24 protein-coding genes are annotated in these 23,659 nt (G+C 75.8%); 10 read left to right on the forward strand and 14 right to left on the reverse strand.

Features of this window, described 5'->3' with window-relative positions:
* Nucleotides 1-196 precede the first annotated feature (196 nt).
* Entirely contained in the window at nt 197-919 is a 723-nt protein-coding gene (locus tag KPF22_RS18505; RefSeq protein WP_224402802.1) for a hypothetical protein, read from the forward strand.
* Nucleotides 920-926: 7 nt separating this feature from the next.
* Here KPF22_RS18505 and KPF22_RS18510 read toward each other — a convergent pair whose 3' ends face one another.
* Complete coding sequence (locus tag KPF22_RS18510) at nt 927-1,352, reverse strand: hypothetical protein (protein ID WP_208819562.1); 426 nt, start codon at nt 1,350-1,352, stop codon at nt 927-929.
* 121 nt (nt 1,353-1,473) lie between these two features.
* On the opposite strand from KPF22_RS18510, the gene KPF22_RS18515 reads away from it, so the two are divergent.
* A complete protein-coding gene (locus KPF22_RS18515) occupies nt 1,474-3,177 on the forward strand; it encodes a choline dehydrogenase (RefSeq protein WP_208819560.1) in 1,704 nt (567 codons plus the stop codon).
* A gap of 92 nt (nt 3,178-3,269) precedes the next feature.
* On the opposite strand, the gene KPF22_RS18520 is transcribed toward KPF22_RS18515, so the two are convergent.
* The gene (locus KPF22_RS18520) at nt 3,270-3,455 is read right to left on the reverse strand and encodes a hypothetical protein (RefSeq protein ID WP_062402550.1); all 186 of its coding nucleotides are present in this window, start codon (nt 3,453-3,455) and stop codon (nt 3,270-3,272) included.
* 362 nt (nt 3,456-3,817) lie between these two features.
* Between KPF22_RS18520 and KPF22_RS18525 the strand changes: the two genes are divergently transcribed.
* Nucleotides 3,818-4,681, forward strand: coding sequence for a DMT family transporter (locus tag KPF22_RS18525; RefSeq protein WP_208819642.1), 864 nt, complete (start codon nt 3,818-3,820; stop codon nt 4,679-4,681).
* Between the two features lie 341 nt (nt 4,682-5,022).
* Here the strand turns inward: KPF22_RS18525 and KPF22_RS18530 are convergent, their stop codons facing one another.
* The gene (locus KPF22_RS18530; RefSeq protein WP_224402803.1) at nt 5,023-6,750 is read right to left on the reverse strand and encodes a DEAD/DEAH box helicase; all 1,728 of its coding nucleotides are present in this window, start codon (nt 6,748-6,750) and stop codon (nt 5,023-5,025) included.
* Between the two features lie 167 nt (nt 6,751-6,917).
* Nucleotides 6,918-7,553, reverse strand: a complete 636-nt coding sequence (locus tag KPF22_RS18535) for a class I SAM-dependent methyltransferase (protein WP_208819558.1) — start codon at nt 7,551-7,553, stop codon at nt 6,918-6,920.
* 114 nt (nt 7,554-7,667) lie between these two features.
* Here KPF22_RS18535 and KPF22_RS18540 point away from each other — a divergent pair, with 114 nt between their 5' ends.
* The 3 genes from KPF22_RS18540 (at nt 7,668) to KPF22_RS18550 (ending at nt 10,950) form a co-directional block, all read left to right on the forward strand.
* Complete coding sequence (locus tag KPF22_RS18540) at nt 7,668-9,410, forward strand: hypothetical protein (protein WP_224402804.1); 1,743 nt, start codon at nt 7,668-7,670, stop codon at nt 9,408-9,410.
* A gap of 76 nt (nt 9,411-9,486) precedes the next feature.
* On the forward strand, nt 9,487-10,332 hold the full coding sequence (locus tag KPF22_RS18545) for an alpha/beta fold hydrolase (protein WP_062404658.1): 846 nt from the start codon (nt 9,487-9,489) through the stop codon (nt 10,330-10,332).
* Between the two features lie 57 nt (nt 10,333-10,389).
* Nucleotides 10,390-10,950, forward strand: coding sequence for an N-acetyltransferase (locus tag KPF22_RS18550; protein WP_224402805.1), 561 nt, complete (start codon nt 10,390-10,392; stop codon nt 10,948-10,950).
* Between the two features lie 6 nt (nt 10,951-10,956).
* Here KPF22_RS18550 and KPF22_RS18555 read toward each other — a convergent pair whose 3' ends face one another.
* Genes KPF22_RS18555 through KPF22_RS18565 form a run of 3 tightly spaced genes read right to left on the reverse strand, consistent with a single transcriptional unit; the run spans nt 10,957 to nt 12,528 of the window.
* On the reverse strand, nt 10,957-11,211 hold the full coding sequence (locus KPF22_RS18555; protein ID WP_062404655.1) for a DUF3039 domain-containing protein: 255 nt from the start codon (nt 11,209-11,211) through the stop codon (nt 10,957-10,959).
* Between the two features lie 26 nt (nt 11,212-11,237).
* Complete coding sequence (locus KPF22_RS18560) at nt 11,238-11,636, reverse strand: DUF3099 domain-containing protein (protein ID WP_224402806.1); 399 nt, start codon at nt 11,634-11,636, stop codon at nt 11,238-11,240.
* Entirely contained in the window at nt 11,629-12,528 is a 900-nt protein-coding gene (locus KPF22_RS18565) for an alpha/beta fold hydrolase (protein ID WP_224402807.1), read from the reverse strand. The genes KPF22_RS18560 and KPF22_RS18565 overlap by 8 nt, the downstream gene beginning before the upstream one ends.
* Nucleotides 12,529-12,568: 40 nt before the next feature.
* Between KPF22_RS18565 and KPF22_RS18570 the strand changes: the two genes are divergently transcribed.
* Nucleotides 12,569-14,308: a GNAT family N-acetyltransferase gene (locus KPF22_RS18570; protein ID WP_208819549.1), complete on the forward strand. Its 1,740-nt coding sequence runs from the start codon at nt 12,569-12,571 to the stop codon at nt 14,306-14,308.
* Nucleotides 14,309-14,333: 25 nt separating this feature from the next.
* Here the strand turns inward: KPF22_RS18570 and KPF22_RS18575 are convergent, their stop codons facing one another.
* Genes KPF22_RS18575 through KPF22_RS18585 form a run of 3 tightly spaced genes read right to left on the reverse strand, consistent with a single transcriptional unit; the run spans nt 14,334 to nt 16,546 of the window.
* The gene (locus tag KPF22_RS18575; RefSeq protein ID WP_100880327.1) at nt 14,334-15,524 is read right to left on the reverse strand and encodes an AMP nucleosidase; all 1,191 of its coding nucleotides are present in this window, start codon (nt 15,522-15,524) and stop codon (nt 14,334-14,336) included.
* Entirely contained in the window at nt 15,521-15,928 is a 408-nt protein-coding gene (locus KPF22_RS18580) for a helix-turn-helix transcriptional regulator (protein ID WP_062402532.1), read from the reverse strand. Before KPF22_RS18580 ends, KPF22_RS18575 begins: the two co-directional genes overlap by 4 nt.
* 27 nt (nt 15,929-15,955) lie before the next feature.
* Entirely contained in the window at nt 15,956-16,546 is a 591-nt protein-coding gene (locus KPF22_RS18585) for an HhH-GPD-type base excision DNA repair protein (RefSeq protein ID WP_179760274.1), read from the reverse strand.
* 31 nt (nt 16,547-16,577) lie between these two features.
* Here KPF22_RS18585 and KPF22_RS18590 point away from each other — a divergent pair, with 31 nt between their 5' ends.
* From KPF22_RS18590 to KPF22_RS18600, 3 genes are all read left to right on the forward strand, one after another.
* On the forward strand, nt 16,578-18,137 hold the full coding sequence (locus tag KPF22_RS18590; RefSeq protein ID WP_224402808.1) for a methyltransferase: 1,560 nt from the start codon (nt 16,578-16,580) through the stop codon (nt 18,135-18,137).
* Nucleotides 18,134-18,595: a D-aminoacyl-tRNA deacylase gene (gene dtd / locus KPF22_RS18595; RefSeq protein ID WP_208819543.1), complete on the forward strand. Its 462-nt coding sequence runs from the start codon at nt 18,134-18,136 to the stop codon at nt 18,593-18,595. The genes KPF22_RS18590 and dtd overlap by 4 nt, the downstream gene beginning before the upstream one ends.
* A gap of 69 nt (nt 18,596-18,664) precedes the next feature.
* On the forward strand, nt 18,665-18,949 hold the full coding sequence (locus tag KPF22_RS18600) for a YggT family protein (RefSeq protein WP_224402809.1): 285 nt from the start codon (nt 18,665-18,667) through the stop codon (nt 18,947-18,949).
* A 13-nt stretch (nt 18,950-18,962) separates the two neighbouring features.
* Here the strand turns inward: KPF22_RS18600 and KPF22_RS18605 are convergent, their stop codons facing one another.
* The 4 genes from KPF22_RS18605 to KPF22_RS18620 form a co-directional block, all read right to left on the reverse strand.
* Entirely contained in the window at nt 18,963-20,273 is a 1,311-nt protein-coding gene (locus tag KPF22_RS18605) for a patatin-like phospholipase family protein (protein WP_224402810.1), read from the reverse strand.
* A 103-nt stretch (nt 20,274-20,376) separates the two neighbouring features.
* On the reverse strand, nt 20,377-20,739 hold the full coding sequence (locus tag KPF22_RS18610) for a hypothetical protein (protein ID WP_062402515.1): 363 nt from the start codon (nt 20,737-20,739) through the stop codon (nt 20,377-20,379).
* 109 nt (nt 20,740-20,848) lie between these two features.
* A complete protein-coding gene (locus tag KPF22_RS18615) occupies nt 20,849-21,346 on the reverse strand; it encodes a helix-turn-helix domain-containing protein (RefSeq protein ID WP_224402811.1) in 498 nt (165 codons plus the stop codon).
* Between the two features lie 220 nt (nt 21,347-21,566).
* Entirely contained in the window at nt 21,567-23,357 is a 1,791-nt protein-coding gene (locus tag KPF22_RS18620) for an alpha/beta hydrolase (protein WP_224402812.1), read from the reverse strand.
* Between the last annotated feature and the right edge of the window lie 302 nt (nt 23,358-23,659).

Raw genomic sequence — 23,659 nt, forward strand, 5'->3', positions numbered from 1 at the left:
CGGGGGGACCTCCGTCGCACCGGCCGACCGGACACCCCCGGTCACCGGAGCCTCCGGTTCCGTCACCTGCGGTGATCGCCGGGACGGGCCGGGCGAGCCGCCGTCCGCGGCGGCGACCACGATCGTTATCCTCGCCACCACACCCGCGACGCTGTGTCACGAACCCGCTCGCGGGAGCTGACGCGGAAGGGACGAGATGGCGGCCTCGCTCTGGACCTCCGGTACGACCGGGCGGCCGACCCCCGACCCGGCACCCGCCCTGGTGCGGGTCGCGTTGCAGGCCGGCGCCACCTCCGTGGCGCACGCCGACGTCGCCGCGATGCTGTCCGGGATCTGTGTCGCGCTGGTGCCCGCCGCCCGGGTCGGGGGTGCCGCGCTGCTGCTGCGCGAGCCCGCCGACCCCCGCGACCCCGAGGCCCGGCGGGTGTTCGGCTCCGACACCGCCGCGCTGCGCCTGGGTGAGCTGCAGCGCCGGGCCGACGCCGGGCCGGGCCCCGCCGCCGAGCGCGGCGACCGCACGCTGACCACCCCGGACCTGACCCGGTCCGGACCGCCCGAGCTGGCCGCCGCCGCGGCCGACTGCGGCCTGGTCCGCTCGCTGTCGGTGCCGGTCCCGGTCGCCGGGCGCACCGCGGGCGTCCTGCAGCTGTTCGCCCGCGGCGGGCCCGACGACCCGCTCGGCGAGCGTCTGGTCGTCGCGCTGGCGCCGGTGGTGACCGCGCTGGCGGCCCGGCTCACCGACGTCCGCGAGCTGGCCCGGCTGCAGCTGCGCGCCGCGCAGCCGTCGGTGCCGGAACAGCCCGACGCGCTCGACCGCACCGCGCTGATCCCGGCGGCCCGCCGCCCCCCCGTGGTGCCGGTGGCGCCGCGGGTGCCCGTCCAGCGGCAGGCGCGGCACCGCAGGCACGACCAGGGCTGACCCGGGTTCAGGCTTCCGGCCGGTCCCGGCGGGCCGCACAGCGTTCGAGGAGCTGCTGGTGTTCCTGCAGGTAGGCCGACACGCGCTGGCGGCTGACCCCGAACAGCCTGCCGATTCCGGCGATCGTCTCGCCCTCGCCGTGCAGCGCGACGGCCTCCTCGCGTCGGAACCGGCCACCGACGGCGCCCAGGCCGTCGAGGGTGCGGGTGAGGGTCTCCACGATCAGCGGCCGTGCCTCGCGCGGGACGATCGCCCGCCAGCTCAACCCCTGCGACCGCAGCTCCTGCAGCTCGGCCACCCGTTCACGGGCCGAGGACAGCTCGGCGACCGACGCCTCCAGCTGGGCGGCGAGGGCGGCCAACGCGGCGTCGGCGTCGTCCGCGGCGGCGTCGCGGAGGTGCGCTCCGTCCTCGGCGTCACGCTCGGTCGTCATCACACCATCGAGCCTACGGGGGCGGCGGCGACGGCCGGTGGGCGCGGCGTACCGTGATCCACGCAAGGGGGGTTGCTCCCTCGAACAGGGCAATCCCGACAGTGGGTGTGGAGGGCGCGCAATGGGCCGGTACGACGTCGTCATCGTCGGCGGGGGATCCGCGGGGTCGGTGCTGGCCGCCCGGCTCACCGAGGATCCCACGCGCCGGGTGCTGATGCTCGAGGCGGGCCGGCCCGACCACCGCTGGGACCCCATCATCCGGATGCCCGCCGCGCTGTCGAAGGCGTGGGGCAACCCCCGCTACGACTGGTGCTACGTCACCGAGCCCGAGGCCGGTCTGGCCGGGCGCCGGATCGCCGTCCCGCGCGGGAAGGTGCTGGGCGGCAGCAGCAGCATCAACGGGATGGTCTACCAGCGGGCCCATCCGGGCGACTACGACCGCTGGTCCCGCCTGCCCGGCTGCGGACAGTGGAGCTCGGCCCACCTGCTGCCCTACTTCCGCCGCCTGGAGCGGCGGATGTCCGAGCACGGCACCCCGCTGGCCGACGGCGGCCACGGGCCGCAGGTCCTCGAGCGCGCCCCGGCCGCGGGCCCGCTGAACGCGGCGTTCCTGGCCGCGGCGCAGCAGGCCGGGCACGCGCTGCTCGACTCGACGAACGGCCCGGTCCAGGAGGGCTTCTCGCGCACCGAGCGCACGATCTCGCGCGGGCGCCGCTTCTCGGCGACCGACGCCTGGCTGCACCCGGTCGCCGACTCGCGGCCCAACCTGACCGTCCGCACCGGCGCCCTGGTCCGCGCGCTGCGCACCGACGCCCGCGGTACCCGGGTCATCGGCGTCCGCTACCGCGCCGCCGACGGCACCCTCCGCGACGTCGACGCCGGCGAGACCCTGCTGGCCGCCGGCTCCATCGCCACCCCGCAGCTGCTCCAGGTGTCCGGCTTCGGCGACCCGGAGCACCTCGCGGGCATCGGCGTCGAGACCCGGGTGGCGCTGCCCGGGGTCGGCGCGAACCTGCAGGACCACCTCGCGGTGCACCTGCAGCACGCCTGCTCCCAGCCCATCTCGCTGGCCCCGCACCGGGCCCCGCACCGGCTGCCCGCCGCGGCGGCCCGCTGGCTCGTCTCGGGCACCGGGATCGGGGCCAGCAACCACTTCGAGATCGGCGGGTTCGCCTCCACCTCGATGGCCGGGGGCATCCCCGACGTGATGATGCTGTTCGCGCCGGTCGCGATGCGCTTCGCGCCGGACGTCCCGCCGGTCGGGCACGGCTACGAGATGCACGTCTCGGTGATGGCGGGCGACGTCCGCGGGACGGTGCGGGCGGTGTCCCGCGACACCGCCGTCCCGCCGCGCCTGGTGCAGAACTACCTGGTCACCGACGGCGACCGGCGTCGCTGGGTGGAGGCCGTCGGCCTGGCCCGGGAGATCCTCACCCAGCCGGCGTTCGCGGGTCTCGACGCCGGGGAGACCTTCCCCGGTGAGGGTGTCCGCTCCGACGCCGAGATCCTCGACTGGGTGTCCCGGCGCGCCCAGAACGGGCTGCACCCGACCAGCACCGCGCGGATGGGTACCGACGCCGACGCCGTCGTGGACCCGTCGACGCTGCGCGTGCACGGCACCGAGGGTCTGCGGGTCGTCGACGCGTCGATCTTCCCGGACGTGCCCAACGCCAACACCTACGGCCCGGTGGTGATGGTGGCCGAGCGGGCCGCCGACATCGTCACCGGCGCCACGCCGCTGCCCGCCGACCCGGCGCCGTCGCGGCCGGCCGGGGCGTACGGGGGCCCGGGCACCGGCCCGGAGCCGCTCGCACCGGTGTCCTGAGCACCCCCGGACATGCCGAACGGGGCGGGGATCCGATCGGATCCCCGCCCCGTTCGCGGGTCTGAGTGGGGGCGCGGGTGGCGCCCCGGGTGTCACTCCCCGGTCTGCACCTGCACCCCGGACTCACGCAGCTTGGCGGCGTGGGCGTTGCCGTGGTGGTTGCAGAACAGGAGTTCCCCACCGGAGGGCAGGATCGCGCGCACCTTGGCAGCCGCACCGCAGCGGTCGCAACGGTCGGCAAGGGTCAGTTCGGGCCGGGTCAGCGTTTCGGGCTGCATAGCGGTCTCCCTCCGTCGCGGCGGCGGGCTTCGGGCGCTCGCCGCCGTATCACTGTGACGACCGCACGAGCGGCTCGCCCACACCTGTACAGACGCCCGAGGCCCCTGTACGTGTTCCCGGGATGCGTCGCGACGTCCGTCACGTGTGGCGTGCGCCGCACGGTTCGGTGGCGCCGCGATGTACCCGCGGTGACCGATTGCGTATGAAGTTGACTGCGTGTGAATCATGCGGGCAACTCGCCCGACGTGCAAGCGCGCCACGGTAAATACGGTGTGTCGCGGTCTACGTTGGCCGGGTGAGTCCCCGCCCGTCGCCCGATCGTGTTCCCGCTCCGTTGCTGTTCCTGGCCGGTGGGACCTCGATGTACGTGGGGGCCGCGCTGGCCGTCGGGCTGTTCGACCGGCTCGCGCCGTCGGCGGTCGCCGAGCTGCGCCTCATCGGTGCCGCGCTGGTCCTGCTGGCGTGGCGCCGTCCCGGCCGCGACGCCTGGCGTGGCGTCCGGCTCGTCCGCGCGGGGACGTTCGGGCTGGCCACGGCGCTGATGAACGTCGCCTACTACGAGGCGATCGCGCGGCTGCCGCTCGGCACCGCGGTGGCGGTCGAGTTCACCGGCCCGGTCCTGGTCGCGGCGCTCGCCTCGCGCCGGTTCCGCGACGTCGGCGCGGTCGGCCTGGCCGCGGCGGGCGTGCTCCTCATCGCCGACGTCCGCTGGTCCGGCAGTCCCGCCGGGGTGCTGTGGGCGCTGGGTGCGGCGGCGATGTGGGCGGCCTACATCGTGCTGGGCAAGCGGGTCGCGCGGGCCGGTTCCGGCATCGACGACCTGGCGACCGGGTTCACCGTGGCCGCCGTCGTCCTGGTCCCGCTGCTGTTCACCGGGGGTGCGGGTGCCGCGACCGGGTTCGGCGTCGCGAACCTCGCGCCGCTCGCCGATCCGGTGGTGCTCGGCCTGTCCGTCGGGCTGGGTGTGCTCAGCTCGGTGGTCCCCTACGTGCTGGACCAGGTCGTGCTGCGCCGGGTCGGGCAGGCCCGGTTCGCGGTCCTGCTGGCGCTGCTGCCCGCCACCGCGACGCTGGTCGGGCTCGTCGTGCTGGGGCAGCTCCCGGGGGCGCTGGAGGCGGTCGGGATCGGCCTGGTGGTCCTCGCCGTGGCGCTGCGGTCCCGCGACGGCGACGAGCCCGTCCCCGTCCCCGCCGCGTCCGCCCGGGATCGGTCCGCCCCGTCCTGACCGCTCGGGCGGTGCCACGTCCGCTCGCCGACCCGCGGCCGCGCGCCGAGCCGCAGTCCGCGCGCAGATCCACGGTTCGCGCGCAGATCCACGGTTCGCGCGCAGATCCGCTCGGCGCGCGTGTCCGGCCGCGCGCGCCGAGCGGATCTGCGCGCGCAGAACGGATCACCGGGTGGCCGGCCGCGCCGTCGTCGCTGTCGCCGCGCCGATGTCGTGGTCGTCGCGGTGGCGCGGAGGTCCCGCGGCGGTGGCGGGCCGACCCCGCCGCGCCCGCACGGGCCGCGACGGCCTCCGGCAGGACAGGGCCAGGACGGCGACACGGCGGCCCGGCAGGGCGGCTCTCAGCGCCAGGACCGCAGGGTCGCGATGCGTTCCTCGAGCTGCACGATGGTCGCCATCGCCACCGGCGGGCCGCCGCAGTGCGCCCGCAGCTCGTTGTGGATCTTCCCGTGCGGCTTGCGGGTCTTGTGGTTGTGCAGCGCGACCAGGGTGTTGAGCTCCTTGCGCAGCGTCTGCAGCCGCTCCCGCACGCTCTGGCCGCGCTCGGCGGCCGGCGGCGGGGTGGGCTCGGTCGCCGGGGTGGCGCGGGCCTGGGCGCCGGTGCGCGGCGAGCCCTTCGCGATCCAGTCGGCCTGCCGCTGGGACAGCAGGGTGCGCACCTGGTCGGGCTCCAGCAGCCCGGGCAGCCCGAGGTAGTCCTCCTCGTCGGCGGAGTAGGTGGCGCCCTCGTAGATCAGCTGGTCCAGCTCGGCGTCGGCGCCGAGGGAGGTGAACGCCTTCTCCTGCTCGCCGGGCTCGTCCTTGACCTTGTTGGCCTCGTTGAGCTCGGCGTCGTTCCAGACCTCCTCGGGCCGCTGCGGCTTGCCGAGGACGTGGTCGCGCTGGGCCTCCAGCTCGCTGGCCAGGCCGAGCAGCACCGGGACACTGGGGACGAACACCGACGCGGTCTCGCCCTGCCGCCGCGACCGCACGAACCGGCCGATGGCCTGGGCGAAGTACAGCGGGGTGGAGGCGCTGGTGGCGTAGACGCCGACGGCCAGGCGCGGCACGTCGACACCCTCGGACACCATCCGGACCGCGACCATCCACCGCTCGGTCGAGCGGGAGAACTCCGCGATCCGGTCCGAGCCGCCCGCCTCGTCGGACAGGACGACCGCGGGCCGGACCCCGGTGATGCCGGTGAGCAGCGCGGCGTAGGCACGGGCGGCCGTCTGGTCGGTGGCGATGACGAGGCCGCCCGCGTCGGGCATGCCGCCGTCGCGGTGGCTCTGCAGGCGCCGGTCGGCAGCGGCGAGCACCGCGGGCATCCAGTCGCCCGAGGGGTCCAGCGCGGTCCGCCAGGCCATCGCGGTCTGCTCGCGGGTCAGCGGCTCCCCCAGCCGGGCGGAGATCTCCTCGCCCGCGCTGGTGCGCCAGTTGGACGTACCGGAGTAGGCCAGGAAGACGACCGGCCGGACCACGTTGTCGGCCAGCGCCTCGGCGTAGCCGTACTGGTGGTCGGCCCGGCTGCGCGGGGCGCCCTCGGCGTCGGGGACGTACTCGACGAACGGGATCGGGTTGTCGTCGGAGCGGAACGGCGTCCCGGTCAGGGCGAGGCGCCGGGTGGCGGGCTCGAACGCCTCGTAGACGCCCTCGCCCCAGCTCTTGGCGTCGCCCGCGTGGTGGATCTCGTCGAGGATCACCAGCATCCGGCGGTTCTCGGTGCGGTTGCGGTGCAGCATCGGGTGCGCGGCGACACCGGCGTAGGTGATCGCGATGCCCTGGTAGTCCCGCGAGGTACCGCCCGCGGAGTTGCGGAACTCCGGGTCGAGCGCGACGCCGGCGGCCGCGGCCGACTCGGCCCACTGGTACTTCAGGTGCTCGGTCGGGGTGACGACGGTGATCGCGTCGACGACCCGGTCGCGCAGCAGCTCCGACGCGACGCGCAGGGCGAAGGTCGTCTTGCCCGCGCCCGGGGTCGCGACCGCGAGGAAGTCCCGCGGCGAGGTCGCGAGGTAGCGGGCGAGTGCGCTGCGCTGCCACGCGCGCAGCGGGCGGGTCTCGGGCGACACGAGCTGGGTCTGCGACACACGTCTCCCCTGGTCCGTGGGTCGTTCCCGGGCGGGAACCGGCGATCCCCGGCAGGTCCGCGCGTCGACGCCGACCGGGCTGCGGGGCGCGGATCAGGGTAGCCGGGGGCCGCACCGTCACCGCCCGGTGGGCGGGCCCGGGACCTCCCCGGCGGCGACGGGCCAGGTCAGCCCCGGGGCGGCCGCGGACGGCGGGCGGTGAGGACGAACGCGGGCGGGACGTTGGCGAGCACCGTGCGGCCGTGCACGACCTCCTCGAACGCCGCGGCGAGCCGCCGCCGGAGCCGCCGGGCGGGCGGCAGGGCCCGGGTCACCGAGTAGCCGAACTGGGTCAGGGCGCCGTCGGGGTGCAGGCAGCCGGCGACGACGTCGGTCAGCCAGGGCTCGTCGCGCGGGTAGGCCGCCCACGGCAGCCCGGAGACCACGACGTCGGCGCCGCCGAGCCCGCGGGCGGCGAGCAGCGCGGGCAGCTCGGCCGCGTCGGCGACGGCGACGTCGAGCCCGGGGTGGCGGGCCCGCAGCAGCGCGGCCAGGCGCGGGTTCAGCTCGACGGCCAGGTGGTGGCCGCGGCCGCCGAGCCGCTCGGCGACGACGTCGGTGAACGCCCCGGTGCCCGGCCCCAGCTCGACGACGACCGGGTCCCCGGTCGCGGGGACCGGTGCGGTGGCGGCGAGGGCCAGCGCCCGGGAGCTCGGCAGTGCCGACGCCGTGCGCAGCGGGTCGCGCAGGAACTCCCGCAGGAACGCACCCGTCCCGGCCGGGGACGCCTGCGGGGACGGGGTGGACGGGGTGACGGTGCTCATCGGGCTCCGGGGTCTCGTGCGGCGCGACCGGGTCACCGTGCCGGTCCGGTCCGAACGCCGTCCGACGACGGGGTGAACGCGCCGCGACCGGTGGCGGTGGGGATGATGGAGGTGATGAGCGAGCGCGACCGCACCCCAGCCGACGCCGGCCCCCTCGCCCTGCCCGCGGCGGGACTGCGGCTGGCGGCCGCGGTCTCCGCCCGGCCGCTGCTGCTCCTGCGCCGCGGCGGCGACTGGGTCGCCGAGCTGGGCCGGGTCGGCCTGGGCCGCTCCGCCCTCGCCCCGGACGTGCCCGCCGGTCCGGTCGCGCCGGTGGCGCGGTGCGCGGCCCAGGTGCTGCTCGCGACGACCGGGGCGGTCTCCGGGCTGCTCGACGACGCCGTCGCGAGCCCGGACGTGCCGCTGCCCGCCGCGGACGCCGAGCGGCTGCGCGCGACCCTCGCGGGGCTGACCGCCCTGCTGCTCCCCGGCCCGGGCCCCCTCGTGATCACCGGATCGGAAGGGAACGCTGCCACCGACGGCATCGATCCCTTCCCGGACGACGATCACGGTCGGGTCGCCCTCGGGACCGCGGGCCCCCAGGACTCCCCGGCAGCGGCCGAGGTCGCCGACCGGGTCTTCACACCGCCCGGCGCCGACACGCCCTCGGTGCCCTTCGACACCGGCGCCCGCGACGCCCGGGGCGGCCCCGTCCCCGGCCGCGACGTCGCCGCCACGCCCGGCGCGGTCGTCCTGCGCACCCCGATGTTCGAGCTGCTGCAGTACCTGCCGCGGACCGAGAAGGTGCACGACACCCCGGTGCTGGTCGTCCCGCCGCTGGTGCACCGCTACTGGCTGGCCGACCTCGCGCCCGGGTACTCCCTGGTCGAGCACCTGCTCGGGAAGGGCCTGCAGGTGTTCGCGCTGTCCTGGCGCCCGGCGGGCCCCGCCGACGCCGATCGCGACCTCGACGCGCACGCCGCCGCCGTCCTCGACGCCGTCGACGCCTGCGGGCGCATCACCCGCGCCCCGCGGGTGTCGCTGCTCGGCGTCCGCACCGGCGGGCTGCTGACCGCGGCGGTGCAGGCCCACCAGGCCGCGATCGGGCTCGACGACCGGGTCGCCGCCGTCGCCTACCTGGCGACCGTCCTCGACCAGTCCGACGCGCTGCCCGGCTTCGCCCCCGACCCGGCGACCGTCGCCGAGACCGCGGGCCTGGCCGCCCGCGACGGCGTCCTCGACGGCGCGACGGCGGTGCGGGCCTGGGCGTGGCGGCGCGGGCCGGACCGGGTGCTGCCGTGGGCGGTGCCGCACGGTGGCGGGACCGCCGACCTGGACGGGCGCGCCGCGCGGGCGATGCGGGCCTGGGTGTCCGACCTGCTGCCGCTGCCCGCCGGGCTGCACACCGACCTCGCCGCGCTGGCCGCGGCCTCCGGCGACGGCGCGGGCCCGGACCGGCCCGACGTGCGGGTCCTCGGCACCCCCGTGCGGTTCGCCGAGCTGCGTCGCGACAGCTACCTCGTCGCCGCCGACGACGACCCGGTGCAGCCCTGGACGGGCGGGTACCGCACCGCGCAGCGCCTCGGGGGAGCCTGCCGGCTCGTCCTGGCCCCCGGCGACCAGGCGGGCGCGCTGATCGCGCCGCCGTCGGTGGCGACCGGGTTCCGCGCGGCACCCTGCTCCACCGGCGACGGCGTGGCGCAGCGCTGGCGGGCCGGGGCCGAGGCCGTCGGGGGCTCCTGGTGGGACGACCTGGCCGCCTGGCTGGTCGAACGCTCCGGCACGATGCGCGACGCGCCCCCGGAGCTGGGCGGACGTCGTCTGCGCCCGCTGTTCCCGGCCCCGGGGACCTACCTGGGCGAGCCCGCCCCCGTCTGAGGGTGGGGTCCGGGATCGTCACACCCGGGGCCGTCCGCACCCCACCGCCCGGCCGTGGCACCTAGGCTCGGCGGTGATGACCACTTCCAGCTCCCGGCCCGTGGGCGGCGCGGGCCTCGAGGAGCACGACGTGCTCGTCGGCGGCCGTGCCCTGCGCGTCGTGCGTCGCCCCGCCTCCGGCCCGGGCCCCCGCCGCACCCCGCTGCTGCTGTGCAACGGCATCGGCGCCGCCACCGACGTGCTCGACCCGCTGGTCGCGGCGCTGCCCGCGGACCTCGACGTCATCCGGTTCGACCCGCCGGGCATCGGCGGGTCGGCGGTGCCGCGGATGCCGTACCACCTGACGTGGATGGCGCACCGGCTCGGGCAGGTGCTGACGAAGCTGGGCGTGCGGGAGGCCGACGTCCTGGGGTTCTCCTGGGGCGGGATGCTGGCCCAGCAGCTGGCGATCAGCCGTCGCCGCCGGGTGCGCAAGCTCGTGCTGGCCGCGACCGGTCCGGGGGCGCTGATGATCCCGGCGTCGCCGCGGGTGATGGCGGTCATGACCTCGCCGAAGCGCCACCAGGACCCGTCCTACGTCGACGCCGTCGCCGCCCGCATCTACGGCGGCTCGCTGCGCGACCACCCGGAACGGGCCGCGGAGGCGCTCGGCGCGGGGGCCCGGCGCGGCCCGATGCGCGGCTACTACTACCAGCTGATGGCGCTCTCGGGCTGGACCAGCCTGCCGCTGCTGCCGGCGATCACCGCGGACACCCTGATCATCGCCGGCGACGACGACCCGATCGTCCCGCGCGGCAACGCCACGATGCTGCACCGCGGGATCCGCCGCTCCCGGATCAGCCGCTACCCCGGCGGCCACCTGGAGCTGCTGCTCGACCCGGAGCCGTTCGCGGCGGAGATCGACGCCTTCCTGCGGTCCTGACCCCGCCACCGCGGCCCCGGCCGAGCGGGACCGCGCGGGTGGACGCACGATGGCCGGGTGGCGACCCCCGCACGGACGACCGGTGAACGCACGACGCCCGCACGCCCGGCCCGGGACTCCGTCCTGCGCCCGTGGCGCGGCCCGGCGGACTCCGCCGCACTGGCCGCGCTCGACGACGGCGCCCCGGGCATCGGCGTCGCCTGCGGACCGGAGTGGCACGACGACGCCGCGGCCGACCCCGCGCGGCTGCACCTGCTCCTGGAACGCCCGGGCGAGCCCGGCCCGGCGGGCTACGCCGTGCTGGCCGCACCCCGCGGCCCGGAACCGGGGGTCGAGCTGCACCGGCTCGTGGTCCACCCCGACCGGCGCGGCACCGGGGCCGGACGGGCCCTGCTCGGTGCCGCCCTCGCCGTCGCCGGGGTGCCCGGAGCGAGCGGCGACGCCCCCGAGGGGCCGCCGTGGGCGGGCCCGGGGCGGCTGTGGCTCGAGGTGGCCGCGGACAACGTCGCGGCGCTGGCGCTCTACCGGTCGGCCGGGATGGTCACCGAGACCGTGCTGCGCACGGTGCCCGGCGATCCGTCCTCCACCCCGCTGCGGATGCTGCTCGCGCGGGGCTGAGGGGTCTCACTCCCCGTCGCCGCCACCCGGGGGGAGCCCCTCGAAGATCTCCTTGCACTGCGGGCACACCGGCGACCCCGGCTTGGGCGACTTGGTCACCGGGAAGGTCTCGCCGCACAGCGCCACGACCATGTTCCCCAGGACCGCGCTCTCGGCGATCCGGTCCTTCTTGACGTAGTGGAACATGTCCGGCCGGTCGTCACCGGTCTTGTCGGTGGTCTCCGGCCGGGTGTCGACCTCGGGCAGCGTCGTCGTGGACATGGCGTCCATGATGCCCGAGACCGACCTCAGGGCGGGGAGGCGGTGCCGCCCCCCGTGGTCCCCGTGGGCTGTTCGTCGTCGGTGGTGGGCCGGGGGCCGGCGGGATCGTCGCCGCCCTGGTCGATCACCGGACGCGGGCCGGTCTCGATCGCCCGGTGGTCCTGCCGGTGCCGGTTGGGCGTCTCCGCCTTGCGCGGCAGCCGGTCGTTCGCGATGAGCACCGCGATCCACGGCAACGGCACCGAGATCGCGAGCAGGGTCACCGCGACCCACGGGATCTGGTAGAAGACGCCGGCGAGGATCATGCACGGGATCCGCATGCCCATCGTCCACTTGTAGCGCCGCTTGCGGATCTCCAGTTCCTCTTCGTAGGACATCTGCGCGTCCGTGATGAGAACGGGGTCCACGCGTCGCCGCTCAGCCACTGTCGAACCACCTCCCTTTCCATGGTGACACCCCTACGCGATCCCCGCGCGGGCGCCCGCCGGTCGCCTCGCGCACACCCGCGGGCCCGCCGTCGACGGTGGGGTCGAGCGTCTCCCAGCGGCGCAGCCGCGCGGCGAGCAGCCGCGACCACCAGACGACGTCGTCCGGGGTCGCCGCGATCGACAGTCCGGCCGCGGGCAGCCGCTCCCGCAGGGTCTGCGCGGTGGACTCCGGATGGCCCGGGTCCCCGGTCCAGGCCAGTACCTGCACCGGCACCGTGATCCGCTCCAGCTCCTCCGGTGCGGGGAGGTCGGTGGCGGCCGCGCCGCGCAGGATCGCCGGGAGCAGCTCGGCACGCACGTCGGGCCCGGTCCGCGGGCGGCCCCGGGCGGCCGGGGGCAGGTCCGCGTCGTCGGCACCGGCGTCGAGCGCCGCGACACCGTCGGCCTCCACGGCCGACGCGGACCGCTCGTAGTCGCGGGACCGGGCGCGGCGGGTCCCCCAGGCGGTCGGCGGCAGCATGAGGGTGAGGCTGGCGAACCGGCCCGGTTCGGCCAGCGCGGCGTGCAGCAGCGTCCCGGCGCCCATCGACGGCCCGACCCCGTGCACCCGCTCCCCCGGCACGACGTGGTCGAGCAGCCCCAGCAGGTCCCGGGCCAGCGCGGGCCACCGGTAGTCCGCGGGATCGGCGGTACCACCGGAGCGGCCGTGGCCGCGCGCGTCGTAGCGCAGCAGCCGCACGCCCTCGACCCGGGAGGCGATGTCGAGCCGCATCAGGGCCTCACGGCGACGGCTGGAGGTGAGGCCGTGCAGCGCCACCACCGCCGGACCACCGGAGGTGTCGCGGACGTCGAAGTCCAGTGTCGCCCCGGCGATCCCGAACGTGGCCATGCGCTACGCCTCCCGATCTTCGTCGGCCTAGGTTATGGCCATGCGGCTGACGAGCGTGACGCACCTGCGCCTGCCCTACGGGACGCTGCTCGGCTACGACGTCGCCGTCGGCCGGACCGGGCACCCGGTCCCGGTCTCGTTCGACCAGCGCCGCCACGTCGGCCGCGGGGACCGGCCGGGCTCGTGGATGGCGATCACCTGCCGGCTGCCCGCGGTGGACCTCGACGCGCTGGCCGGGGCCTGGCTGGCGGTGCTGCGCCGGCACGGGACGCTGCGCACGGTGTTCTCCCCCGGCCCGGCCGGCCCCCGGCTGCACGAGGTGGACCTGCGTCCCGGCCGCTGGGTCACCCACCCGGTCGCGCCCGGCCAGGCCGTCGACGACGCCGTCCGCCGGATGCTCGACGAGCGCTGCACCCCCTATGCGGCGCCGTCGCACCGGCTCTGCGTGATCCTCACCGCGGACCGGCCGACGCTCGTCGTGGCCGCCGACCACGCCCACGTGGACATGTGGTCGCTGCTGGTGGTCCTGCGCGACCTCGTGCAGGGCCTGGGCGGGACGCTGCCGCCCGGGACCGTGCGCCCCTTCGCCGAGCACACCGCCGCCCTGGCCGGCCGGGAGCCCGCGCCCGACGGGGTCCGGCAGCGCTGGGCCGAGATCCTGGCCGCGGGCGGCGACGTGATGCCCCGCTTCCCGCTGCCGCTGGGCGAGCTCACCCCCGCTCCCCCGGAGCGCGTCGAGGTGCGTGACGTGCTCGGCGTCGACGACTGCGCGCTGTTCGAGCGCCGGGCCCGCCGGTCCGGGGTCTCGACGCTGGCACTGGTCACCTCGGTCATGACCCGCACCACCCGGGAGCTGGCGCACGCCCCGCTGCGCGCGGTGTTCCCCGTGCACAGCCGCTACGACGACCGCTGGCACGGCTCGGTCGGCTGGTTCATCACCAACGCGGTGATCGACGCGCGCGACCCGGACCCGCGGGCCTGCGCCGACGCCGTCCGCGAGGCCGTGCGGCTCGGCTCCTGGCCGCTCGACGACGTGCTGGCCCCGTGGGGCGGGATGCCCGAGGCGCCCGGCATGTTCGCGATCTCGTGGCTGGACCTGCGACGGCTGCCGGTGCGCATCGACCACGCCGGGCTCGACGCGCAGTACGTCAGCTCGGCGGGCGACGCCGACGGCGTGATGGTGTGGTTCATCCTCGACGAGGCGGGTCTGCACCTGCGCTGCCGCTACCCCGACACCGACGAGGCCCGGGAGAACGTCGGCGCCTGGCTGGACCGGGTCGTGGACGGCGTCCGGTCCAGCGCCCACCCGGCGGGCGCGGACGTCGTGCTGGCCGGGGACCGGCTCGTCGTCGACCGGGCCACCCGGGCCGACGTGGCGGCGGTCGTCGCGCTGCTGTCGGGTTCCGGGGACGCCGACGCCGACGACCCGGACCTCGCGCCCTACGAGGAGGCCTTCGACGCCCTGGACCGCGACCCCGGCCGGTTCCTCGCGGTCGCCCGCGCCGGCGACGGCCGGGTGGTCGCGACCGTGCAGCTGACGATCCTGCCCGGGCCCGCCCTGCGCGGCGCGACCCGGCTGCAGGTCGAGGGGCTGCGGGTCGCCGTCGGGTGGCGACGGCGCGGGGTCGGGTCGGCGCTGGTGGAGTGGGCGCACGAGCACGGGCGGGCCCGCGGCGCCGTCCTGGCGCAGGCCGGGGACACCGCCGGGGACGGGCCGCACCGGTTCCTGGCGCGGCTGGGCTACGAGCCCGACCGGACCGGGTACACGCGGCCGCTCTGACCCCCGCCGTCGCCCGGGCCGCCGGTCAGGCGCCGTCGGGCCCGTTGCCGAGCAGCGGCTCGTCGGCGGAGCGGACCTCGGAGCCGGGCAGGCCGTCGGGGTGCTCGTCGCGGACCCGGTCCAGCGCGTCCAGCGCGATCCCGAGGTGCTTGCGCTTGCTCGCCTCGTAGAACGCCCGCGCGCCGCCGGCCAGCTTGGGCTCGGCGTGCAGCGGCTTGTCCGACACGCACAGCAGGGTCGCGTTCGGGATCCGGTAGCGGAACCCGTTGGCGGCGATCGTCGCGGACTCCATGTCCACCGCGACCGCGCGGGCCAGCCGCATCCGGTGCAGCGTCGCGGCCTGGTTGAACTCCCAGTTGCGGTTGTCGGTGGTGTGCACGACCCCCGGCCGCCAGGTCGCCTCGGCCGCGCCGAGCGCGTCCATCAGGTAGCCGTTGAGCCGGATGCTCGGGATGACCGGCACGTCGGCCGGGAGCACCTCGTCGAGCACGTGGTCGGCCCGCTGGTAGGCGGTGGCCAGCACGAAGTCGCCCAGCTCCTGGCGGTTCCGCAGGCCCCCGCAGTGCCCGATCATGATCATGGTGTCCGGGCGGAGCACGGCGAGGTGGTCGGTGACGGTCTTGGCGTTGGCCGGGCCCACGCCGATGTTCACCAGGGTCACGCCGTCGCCGTCGGCGCCCGGGTGGTGGTAGGCGGGCATCTGGACGCCGGCGCGGTCGGGCCGCTCGGCGTCGGGGAAGCGCTCCAGGAACGACTCGACGTGCATCGCGTAGTTGGTGAACAGCACGTGCCGCTGGAAGGACTCGGCGGGGGTGCCGGTGTAGTGCGAGAGGCGGTCCAGCGAGAGCGCCATGCGCTCCGGGCCGAACAGGAACAGCTTCTTGACCCGCAGGTCGAAGCGGTCCTCGTCGAGCGCGGCGAAGAACTCCGGGTCAGTGAACGCCCGGGCCGGGCGGGCCGCGCGGGCGGTGACGGTGGCCCCGGCGGCGAGCAGTCCGCGCAGCTCCCGGTGCAGGTAGCGGCGGATCGCGCACGGCCGGGCGAACTCCCCGGAGATGCGCGGGTTGTGCGTCGACCAGGGGCGCACGACCTCGAGCTCGGGGTACCAGCCGTCGTCGTAGACCGACTGGAGGGCGTCGAGCAGCCGGGCGATCTCGTGGTCGAGCTTCTCCGCCGGGACCGGCGGGCGGACCTGCTCGATCATCGCGGGCGTCACGACGCGTCCCCGTCGTCGGCGCCGTGCGCATGCAGCGCGCCCGGGGCGACGGCGACCGCCGACACGATCTCCAGCACGCGGCGGGCGAGCCCGTCGGTCAGCCGGTAGCGGACCAGCCGCCCCTCCCGGTGGGCGGTGACCATGCCGTGCGCGCGCAGCAGCCGCAGCGCGTGCGAGACGGCCGAGTCGCTCATCCCGACGGCGACGGCGAGGTCGGAGACGCAGAGGTCCCCGGCGTGCTGCAGCGCGAGCAGCAGCGACAGGCGGTTGACCTCGCCCAGGACGTCCAGGACGGTCGCGACCTCGGCCACCTTGGTGGCGTCGGCGAGCACCGCGACGGCGTCGCAGACCTGGTCCGGGTCGATCACGCGTGCGCCGGCGAGCGCCTCCGGAACCTTGTGCACGCCTGTGATGCTAGCCCTGCCGGCGGATCACTTCGCCGCAGCGGCCTTCTTCTCGCGCGCCGCGGCCTTGATCGCCTTCTTCGTGTCGCGCACCTCGAGCAGGGTCCGGGAGTCGACGACGTCGGCCGCGGAGAGCCGGGTGCCGTCGGCGCCGTAGTCCCCGGCGGCCTCCCGCCAGCCGTCCGGGGTGACCCCGTACTGCTTGCCGAGGATCGCGACGAAGATCTTCGCCTTCTGCTCGCCGTAGCCGGGCAGCGCCTTGAGCCTGCGCAGCACCTCGCGCCCGTCGGGGTCGTCGCGGGTCCAGATCGCGGCCGGGTCCCCGTCCCAGTCCTCGACGATCGCGCGGCACATCTCCTGCACCCGCCTGGCCATCGAGCCGCCGTAGCGGTGGATGGCGGGCGGGGTGGTGGCCAGCGTCGCGAACCCCTCGGGGTCGTGGTCGGCGATGACGCGCACGTCGAGCCCGCCGAGGCGTTCGTGCAGCTTCAGCGGGCCGCGGAACGCGACCTCCATCTGGATCTGCTGGTCGAGCAGCATGCCGATCAGCAGCGCGAGGGGCTCGCGTTCCAGCAGCGCGTCGGCCTCCGGTTCCTGGGCGATGCAGATCCCGCTCATGCCGCACAGGATGGCACGCGACAATGGGCGGGTGCTCCCCCATCTCGACGCCGGTGACATCGAACGCGTCCGCGGCTGCCTGCTCGACGCCGGCTACACCCCGGACGGCGTGCGCGCCCTGCTGGGCCGCTCCGCGCACGACGCGCTGACCCGCGGCGAGCCGGAGCCCGCCGCCCGGGCCAGCCGCGACGGCGGGGAGCTCGGCACCCTGGTGCGGCTGTTCCTGCTGGAGGACACCGAGCCCGAGCCGGCGGTGACCGCGGCGCTCGGCGACCTGGACCCGCTGCTGGAGGGCCGGATCCTGCGCCGCACCCCGGAGGGCATCCGGGCCGCACTGGACGTGCGCCCCTACGGCGAGGGCCCCGGCGGCGACGGCGAGCCGGGCACCGACTGGTGGGTCGTGTCCGACATCGACACCCCGGCCGCGCGGCAGGACCGCGAGCACGTCACCGGCGTCGGCGGGGCGTCGCTGACGCTGGCCGCGGCGACCGTCCGCCGCCCGGTCGGCACCCTGCTCGACCTGGGCACCGGCTGCGGGGTGCAGGCGCTGCACGGCTCCCGGCACGCGCTGCGGGTCACCGCGACCGACGTGCTGCCGCGCGCGCTGGCGCTGGCCCGGCTGTCGCTGGGGCTGTCCGGGGTGGAGGTCGACCTGCGGGAGGGCCCGTGGTTCGCCCCGGTGGCCGGGGAGCGCTTCGACCAGGTGGTGTCCAACCCGCCGTTCGTGCCGGGCCCGCCGCGGGTGGACTACGTCTACCGCGACTCCGGTGCGGCCGGGGACTCCGCGCTGGCCGGACTGCTGGGCGAGCTGCCCGGCCTGCTCAACCCGGGCGGGGTCGCGCAGCTGCTGGGGTCGTGGCTGCACGTGCGCGGCGAGGACTGGCCGGACCGGGTGCGGTCCTGGCTGCCCGACGGCGTCGACGCCTGGGTCCTGCAGCGCGAGGTCGTCGACCCGGGCCTGCACGTCGGCACCTGGCAGCGCGACGCCGGGCTGGTCCCGACCTCCCGGGCGGCCCGCGAGCAGGCCGGGGCGTGGCTGGACTGGATGGCCGCCGAGCGGGTCGAGGGGGTCGGGTTCGGCTTCCTCATGCTGCGCCGCACCGACAGCGAGCCGACCGTCGTGGTCGAGGACCTGCCCGGCGAGCTGGGCGAGGGCCTGGGCCGGGAGATGACCGGCTGGCTGGACCGGGTGGACTGGCTGCGCGCCCACACCCGCGACGAGGACCTGCTCGGCGCGCGGCTGCTGCTCGCCCCGGAGACGGTGCTCGAGTCGGCCTCGTCGGTCGACCCGGACGGCGGCTGGGCCGAGCTGTCGACGACCGTGCGCCGCTGGGGCGGCCCCGGCTGGGAACACCCCGTCGACGCCCCGGCCGCGGCGCTGCTGGCCGGCTGCCGCGGCGACCTGCCGCTGTCCGAGCTGCTCGCGCTGCTGTCCTACGCCCACGACCTGCCGGTCGACGCGCTCGTCGCGGCGACGCTGCCCGCGGTGCGGGAGTTCGTCCGGCACGGCCTGCTCCAGCCGGTCGACGGCTGGCCGCACCCGGTGCCCGCGCGGACCGCGGCCGCGTCGCCGTCGGGGCCGGTCGGGTGAGGGCCGTCGTCGCCCGCGTACGACGGGCGTCGGTGACGGTCGAGGCGCCCGACGGCACACCGCTGCGGGTGTCCGGTGAGATCGGGCCCGGGCTGCTGGTGCTGCTCGGCGTGCACGCCGACGACGTCGGCACCGACCCCGCCGCGACCGCGCGGAAGGTCGACACGATGGCCCGCAAGCTGCACGAGCTGCGCCTCCTGCGCGACGAGCGCTCGTGCGCGGACGCCGGCGCCCCGCTGCTGGTGGTCAGCCAGTTCACCCTGTACGGCGAGACCCGCAAGGGACGCAGGCCGTCCTGGTCGGCGGCGGCCCGCCCGCAGGACGCCGAGCCGGTCGTCGACGCGGTGGTGGCCGCGTTGCGCGGGCGCGGCGCCACGGTCGGGACCGGGGAGTTCGGCGCGCAGATGGCCGTGGAGTCGGTCAACGACGGCCCGTTCACGGTCCTGGTCGAGGTCTGAGCCCGGTACCGGGCCCACGTCTCAGCCGTCTCTCACCGGACTCTCAGCCGGAAAGGGGACGATGGGGACATGGTCGCCTACCTGCTGTCCTGGCTGTTGGGGCTGTTCCAGCTCGTGCTGGTCGCCCGGGTCGTCGTGGACTGGATCGACGTGCTCGGCTCCGGGCGCGGCGGCGCCGTGCTCGACACCGCCCGCCGCGTCACCCACGGCCTGACCGAGCCGGTCGTCGCCCCGATCCGCCGCCGCGTCCAGCCGGTCCGGATGGGCGCGGTCGGGCTGGACCTGTCGGTGCTGATCGTGTTCGTGGCCGTGCTGCTGGCGCGGCTGGTCGTGGTGCCGCTGATCCCGTTCTGATCCGGGCCCGGGGTCAGGGGCGTGGCCCGAGCCGCAGCGCGGTGACCCGGCCGTCGTCGTCGAGGCCGGCCTCGGCCAGCCCGTCGGTGACACCGCCGTCGCGGTGCACCCGCACCGCCCACTCCGCGGTGTCGCGGGCGACCTGCTTGCGGGTCGGGTCGACGGTGAACTCCCCGTCGAGCAGCTCACCGAGGTGGGCGAGCAGCGGCACCGGGGACGGCCGCTCCCGGAACGGGGCGGTCGAGGTCAGGGTCGCGTCCGGGGTGACGGCGGCCGCGAGCGCGACCGGGTCGCCGTCGCGCACCGCCCGTTCGAAGGCCAGCGCGCCGAGGAACCGGTCGGCCGCGGCGGCGCCCCGGCGCTGCAGGTGGTCGAGGAACGCGACGTCGCGGTCGATCTTGGAGGCGGCACCGAGCAACCGGGACCGCACCGCGCCGGCCGGCATCTCCAGCACCCGGACGGTCACCTGCCGGTAGCCCGAGTCCGGGCCGAGGCTCCCGTCGGCGAGCAGCCGGTCGATCGTCTCGATGAACCCGAGCTCCTGGTTGAGCGACAGGTTGCCGGCCAGTGCGTTGCGCCGGTCGGCGATCTCGATCGGGCTGCGCGGCTCGCCGTCGATCTCCGACGGGTTGATCTGCACGACCCACAGCTCGTCGGGGTCGGTGTCGAGCAGGTCGCGGGTGGGCGGGTTCTGCGAGAACAGCCCGTCCCAGTAGACGCCGCCCGCGGTGTGCACCGCGCGGAACAGGGTGGGGATCGCGGCCGAGGCGAGCACGGTCTCGGCGGTCAGGGTGTCGGTGCGGCTGGAGAACGCCCGGAACTCCCCCGTCAGCACGTCGACGGCGCCGAGCAGCAGCAGCGGCGCGGCGCCTGCCGGGTCCGGACCGATGGCGGCGAAGTCCACGTGCCGCGAGACCAGGTCGAGGAACTGGCGGGTGCCGTCGAACGGGCGCGGCACCAGGTACGGGGTGCCTGCCGGGACGAGCCCGAGCCCCTGCAGCGCGCCCGCCGTCACCACGCCCAGGTTGGTGAGGCGCTCCAGCGGGGTGCGGGCGGCGTTGTCGGCCCAGAACTCCTCCAGCGCCGTCGCCGCGGCCTCGCGCCGGTCGGGGGTCTGGCCGTCGCGCAGCCGGTCCCAGGCGACGAGTGCGCAGATCGCGCCGCCCGAGGTGCCCGAGATCGCGACGACCTCGGCCGGGTCCGCGGCGGAGCCGAGCGCGTCCGAGCGCAGCAGCCGGGCCAGGACGCCCGCGGTGAACGCGGTGTGGCTGCCCCCGCCCTGGCAGGCGATCGCGATGCGGCGGGGCCGGGTGCGGGGGCTCATGGGGCCACCCTGGCGCGGACCGGTGGGTAGGGACAGCGCGACCCGGTCACACACGACGACGGCCCCCACCCGAGGGCCGGGTGGGGGCCGTCGTCGCGCGGGGTCACTTGCCGGCGGCGCTCCGGGTGGCGCGCGCGGTCTTCTCCGCGGCGGCCTCGGTGCTGCGCCCGGCGTGCTCGGTCACGGCCTCGGCGGCCTTGGTCGCCTGCTCGGTGACCTGGTCGAACACCGAGGTGCCCGCGCCGACGACGGTACGGGCGAACTCGCGCTGGTGGCCGAGCACCTGCTCGTAGAAGTCGAAGACGCGCTCGACGGCGGCACCCGCGTCGGGCAGCTGCGGGCGGTCACCGGCGCCGAACTGGCGGGCCAGGCCGCTCGCGGCCTCGGTCCACCCGCGGACGGACTCGGTGACCAGGTCCTGGCCGCGCTTGGCGATGTCGACGAACTGCTCGGTGGAGGCGGTCATCGGTACTTCCCTCCCGGGAGACGTTTCTCGGCGTGGACGGGGTGCTGACGAGCACCCCGGCATGCCAAGAAAACTACGCACACCCGTTAAGTATGTCAAGCAGGGCAGCTCAGTCCCGCTGCACGAAGCTCCGGTACACCCCCAGCAGGGCCGCCTTCTGCTCGTCGGACAGCCGCGCGTCGGATTCGATCGCGGCCTCGACACCCGGCGGCGGCGCGGCCACGGAGGCGGCCTCCTCGGCCGGCGCGGCGTCGCCCGCGGTGTCCGGGTCGCCGACCGACCAGCCGGCCCGGCTGAGCATCTGGTCGGTGTTGAGGTGCAGCGCGTCGGCGATCGAGCGCAGCACCTTCAGCGACGGCTGGTGCAACCCCCGCTCGACCTGACTGAGGTAGGCGTTGGACACCTTGGTCATCGCCGCCATCTCGCGCAGCGAGAGCTTGGCCATCTGGCGCTGCGCCCGGATGAACCCGCCCAGGGCGTTCACCTGAGCACTCCACGCGTCCTCGGCGGCCCGGCGGCCGTTCTCGCGCAGCTCGTCGGCGGCGGTCTCCCCGGCGGTCCGCGGCCGGCGCCCGCCGTGCGTGCGGGCCTCCCCCGCGCGGCTCACGGCGTCCCCGCCCGGAGGGTCCCGCGCGGCGGTCGCCGGCACGCGGGCACAGAACGTACGCGGTCCATGGCGACGCATTCTCCCCGCCGGACGGCGGTTGCGCACGCATCCGATGCAGTGTCGACAGTGGACAGCACGGACCAGCGTCCATCGTGGACACGCCACCGCCCCGGTGACCAGCGGTGATCACCGGGGCGGCGGCGGGGTGGCGGGCGGCGGCTCAGCCGCTCAGCACGTAACGGCCGGGAGCGGGCTCCAGCGGCGGGTGCGCGTCCGACCCGATCTTCTTCGGCGCCGCGACCTCCTTGCCCGCGCGCTCGGCGATCCACGGCGTCCAGTCCTCCCACCAGGAGGCCTTGCGCTCGGTGGCGTCGTCGCGCCAGTCCTCGGCGCGGGCCGGGAGGTCGTCGCTCTCGCCGAACCAGTGCCGCGACTTCGGCGACGGCGGGTTGACCACGCCCGCGATGTGCCCGGAGTTCGACAGCACGAACCGCACCGTACCGCCGAGCTTCGACGCCCCGGTGTAGACCGACTTCCAGGGCGCGATGTGGTCCGACTCGGCGGTGACGATGTAGCTGTCGGGCCGGATGTCGGCCACGTCGAGCCGCTCCCCCGCGAGCTCCAGCTTGCCCTCGGCGAAGCGGTTCTCCAGGTACAGCGTGCGCAGGTACTCGGTCTGCATGGCGGCCGGCATGCGGGTGGAGTCGGAGTTCCAGGTCAGCATGTCGAACGGCTTCGGGTCCTCGCCGAGCATCCAGTCGTTGACGACGTAGTTCCAGACCAGGTCGGTGGCCCGCAGCAGGTCGAAGGTCGTCTTCATGCTGGTGGCGGGCAGGTACCCGTCCTTGCGCATGCTCCGCTCGAGCCGGTCCACCGTCTTCTCGTCGGTGAACACGCCCAGCTGGCCCGGGCCGGAGTAGTCGAGCAGCGTGTTCATCAGGGTCAGCGAGTTGACGCGCTGGTCGCCCTTGGCCTCCAGCCACGCCGTCATCGCGGCGGAGAGCGCGCCGCCCAGGCAGAGCCCGGCGACGTTGACCGTGTCCCGGCCGGTGATCTCGCGGACGACGTCCAGGGCCGTGACCGGGCCCTCCTGCAGGTAGTCGCTCATCGTCACGTCGGCCAGCGACGAGTCCGGGTTGCGGTAGCTGATCATGAAGACGGTGTGGCCGTGCTGCACCGCCCACTCCACCAGCGACTTCTGCGGCGCGAGGTCCATGATGTAGTACTTGTTGATCCACGGCGGGCTCATGAGCAGCGGGACCTCGTGCACCTTGTCCGTCTGCGGCTCGTACTGGATGAGCTCGATCAGCCGGTTGCGGAAGACCACGTGGCCCGGGGTGACCGCGAGGTCCTTGCCCACCTGGAAGGCGCCGGGGGTGACCTGGCGCGGCATCCCCTGGTTCTGCACGGCGTCGCGCAGCATGTTGCGCGCGCCCCGCACGATGTTCAGCCCGCCGGTCTCGACGATCTTCTTCGGCCAGGCCGGGTTGGTGACGATCGCGTTCGGCGGGGCCAGCGCCTCGACGATCTGGCCGACCAGCCAGTCCAGCTTGCGGCGCGCGGTCGGCGAGACGCGGGCGGCCTGCGACAGCTCGGTCAGCCGGTCGGCGAGCAGGCTGTGCTCCTGGCGGGCCAGGTAGTACCAGGCGTTGCCCTCCCAGGCCGGGTCGGCGTAGCGCTTGTCCTTCTCGGGCAGCGACGCCGGACCGGTGGTCGTCCGGCCGACGGCGCGCGCGGCCGCGGCGGACACGGCCTTGGCCGAGTCGACGCCGAAGCCCAGCCCGGTGCGCAGCACCGCGCCGGGCCGGGTGGCCAGCGAGCGGGCGGCCTCGCCGAGCGCCCCGCCGAAGCCGACCGGGTCGACCTTCGCGGCGAGCCCCTCGGGGCTGGCGAGCTCGCGCAGGTCCCGCACGAGGCCGGCCGCCTGCCGTCGCAGCACCTCCGCGGCCTGGTTCGACGCGGCGGCGCTGCCGTTCTCGGACTCGGGCTGGGGTACGGGCTGCGTGGTCACTGTTCGTCACTCCTGACGGCCGGTTCGGTCTCCGTGCCTGGGTTCCCGCGCTCCCTGAGGGAACGGGAGGCGCAACGGGATGGACACATGGTGACCGCGTACTCACCGGTAGGCAGCCCCGGATTGTTGTAAGGCCTCTCACCTGCGCTAAGCGAAGCAAGCACTACTCCGGAGTAGGCCAGCGCTTGCTTGGCATACCGATCGCGTTTTACCGTTCGGTAACCCGGATAGCCCCCGGTCATCAGAGTTGATGGGAGAGGCCCATGAGCACGGCGATCACCCGACGGTCCGCACCCTCCAGG

This window comes from Pseudonocardia sp. ICBG1034 (assembly GCF_020131375.1).
Taxonomy (GTDB): Bacteria; Actinomycetota; Actinomycetes; order Mycobacteriales; family Pseudonocardiaceae; genus Pseudonocardia; species Pseudonocardia alni.

Excerpts from the sequence above, each read along its gene's own strand:
- KPF22_RS18505 (WP_224402802.1), top strand. The coding sequence starts at position 197 with ATGGCGGCCTCGCTCTGGACCTCCGGTACGACCGGGCGGCCGACCCCC.
- KPF22_RS18510 (WP_208819562.1), bottom strand. The coding sequence starts at position 1,352 with ATGACGACCGAGCGTGACGCCGAGGACGGAGCGCACCTCCGCGACGCC.
- KPF22_RS18515 (WP_208819560.1), top strand. The coding sequence starts at position 1,474 with ATGGGCCGGTACGACGTCGTCATCGTCGGCGGGGGATCCGCGGGGTCG.
- KPF22_RS18520 (WP_062402550.1), bottom strand. The coding sequence starts at position 3,455 with ATGCAGCCCGAAACGCTGACCCGGCCCGAACTGACCCTTGCCGACCGT.
- KPF22_RS18525 (WP_208819642.1), top strand. The coding sequence starts at position 3,818 with ATGTACGTGGGGGCCGCGCTGGCCGTCGGGCTGTTCGACCGGCTCGCG.
- KPF22_RS18535 (WP_208819558.1), bottom strand. The coding sequence starts at position 7,553 with ATGAGCACCGTCACCCCGTCCACCCCGTCCCCGCAGGCGTCCCCGGCC.
- KPF22_RS18540 (WP_224402804.1), top strand. The coding sequence starts at position 7,668 with ATGAGCGAGCGCGACCGCACCCCAGCCGACGCCGGCCCCCTCGCCCTG.
- KPF22_RS18545 (WP_062404658.1), top strand. The coding sequence starts at position 9,487 with ATGACCACTTCCAGCTCCCGGCCCGTGGGCGGCGCGGGCCTCGAGGAG.
- KPF22_RS18555 (WP_062404655.1), bottom strand. The coding sequence starts at position 11,211 with ATGTCCACGACGACGCTGCCCGAGGTCGACACCCGGCCGGAGACCACC.
- KPF22_RS18565 (WP_224402807.1), bottom strand. The coding sequence starts at position 12,528 with ATGGCCACGTTCGGGATCGCCGGGGCGACACTGGACTTCGACGTCCGC.
- KPF22_RS18570 (WP_208819549.1), top strand. The coding sequence starts at position 12,569 with ATGCGGCTGACGAGCGTGACGCACCTGCGCCTGCCCTACGGGACGCTG.
- KPF22_RS18585 (WP_179760274.1), bottom strand. The coding sequence starts at position 16,546 with ATGAGCGGGATCTGCATCGCCCAGGAACCGGAGGCCGACGCGCTGCTG.
- KPF22_RS18600 (WP_224402809.1), top strand. The coding sequence starts at position 18,665 with ATGGTCGCCTACCTGCTGTCCTGGCTGTTGGGGCTGTTCCAGCTCGTG.
- KPF22_RS18605 (WP_224402810.1), bottom strand. The coding sequence starts at position 20,273 with ATGAGCCCCCGCACCCGGCCCCGCCGCATCGCGATCGCCTGCCAGGGC.
- KPF22_RS18610 (WP_062402515.1), bottom strand. The coding sequence starts at position 20,739 with ATGACCGCCTCCACCGAGCAGTTCGTCGACATCGCCAAGCGCGGCCAG.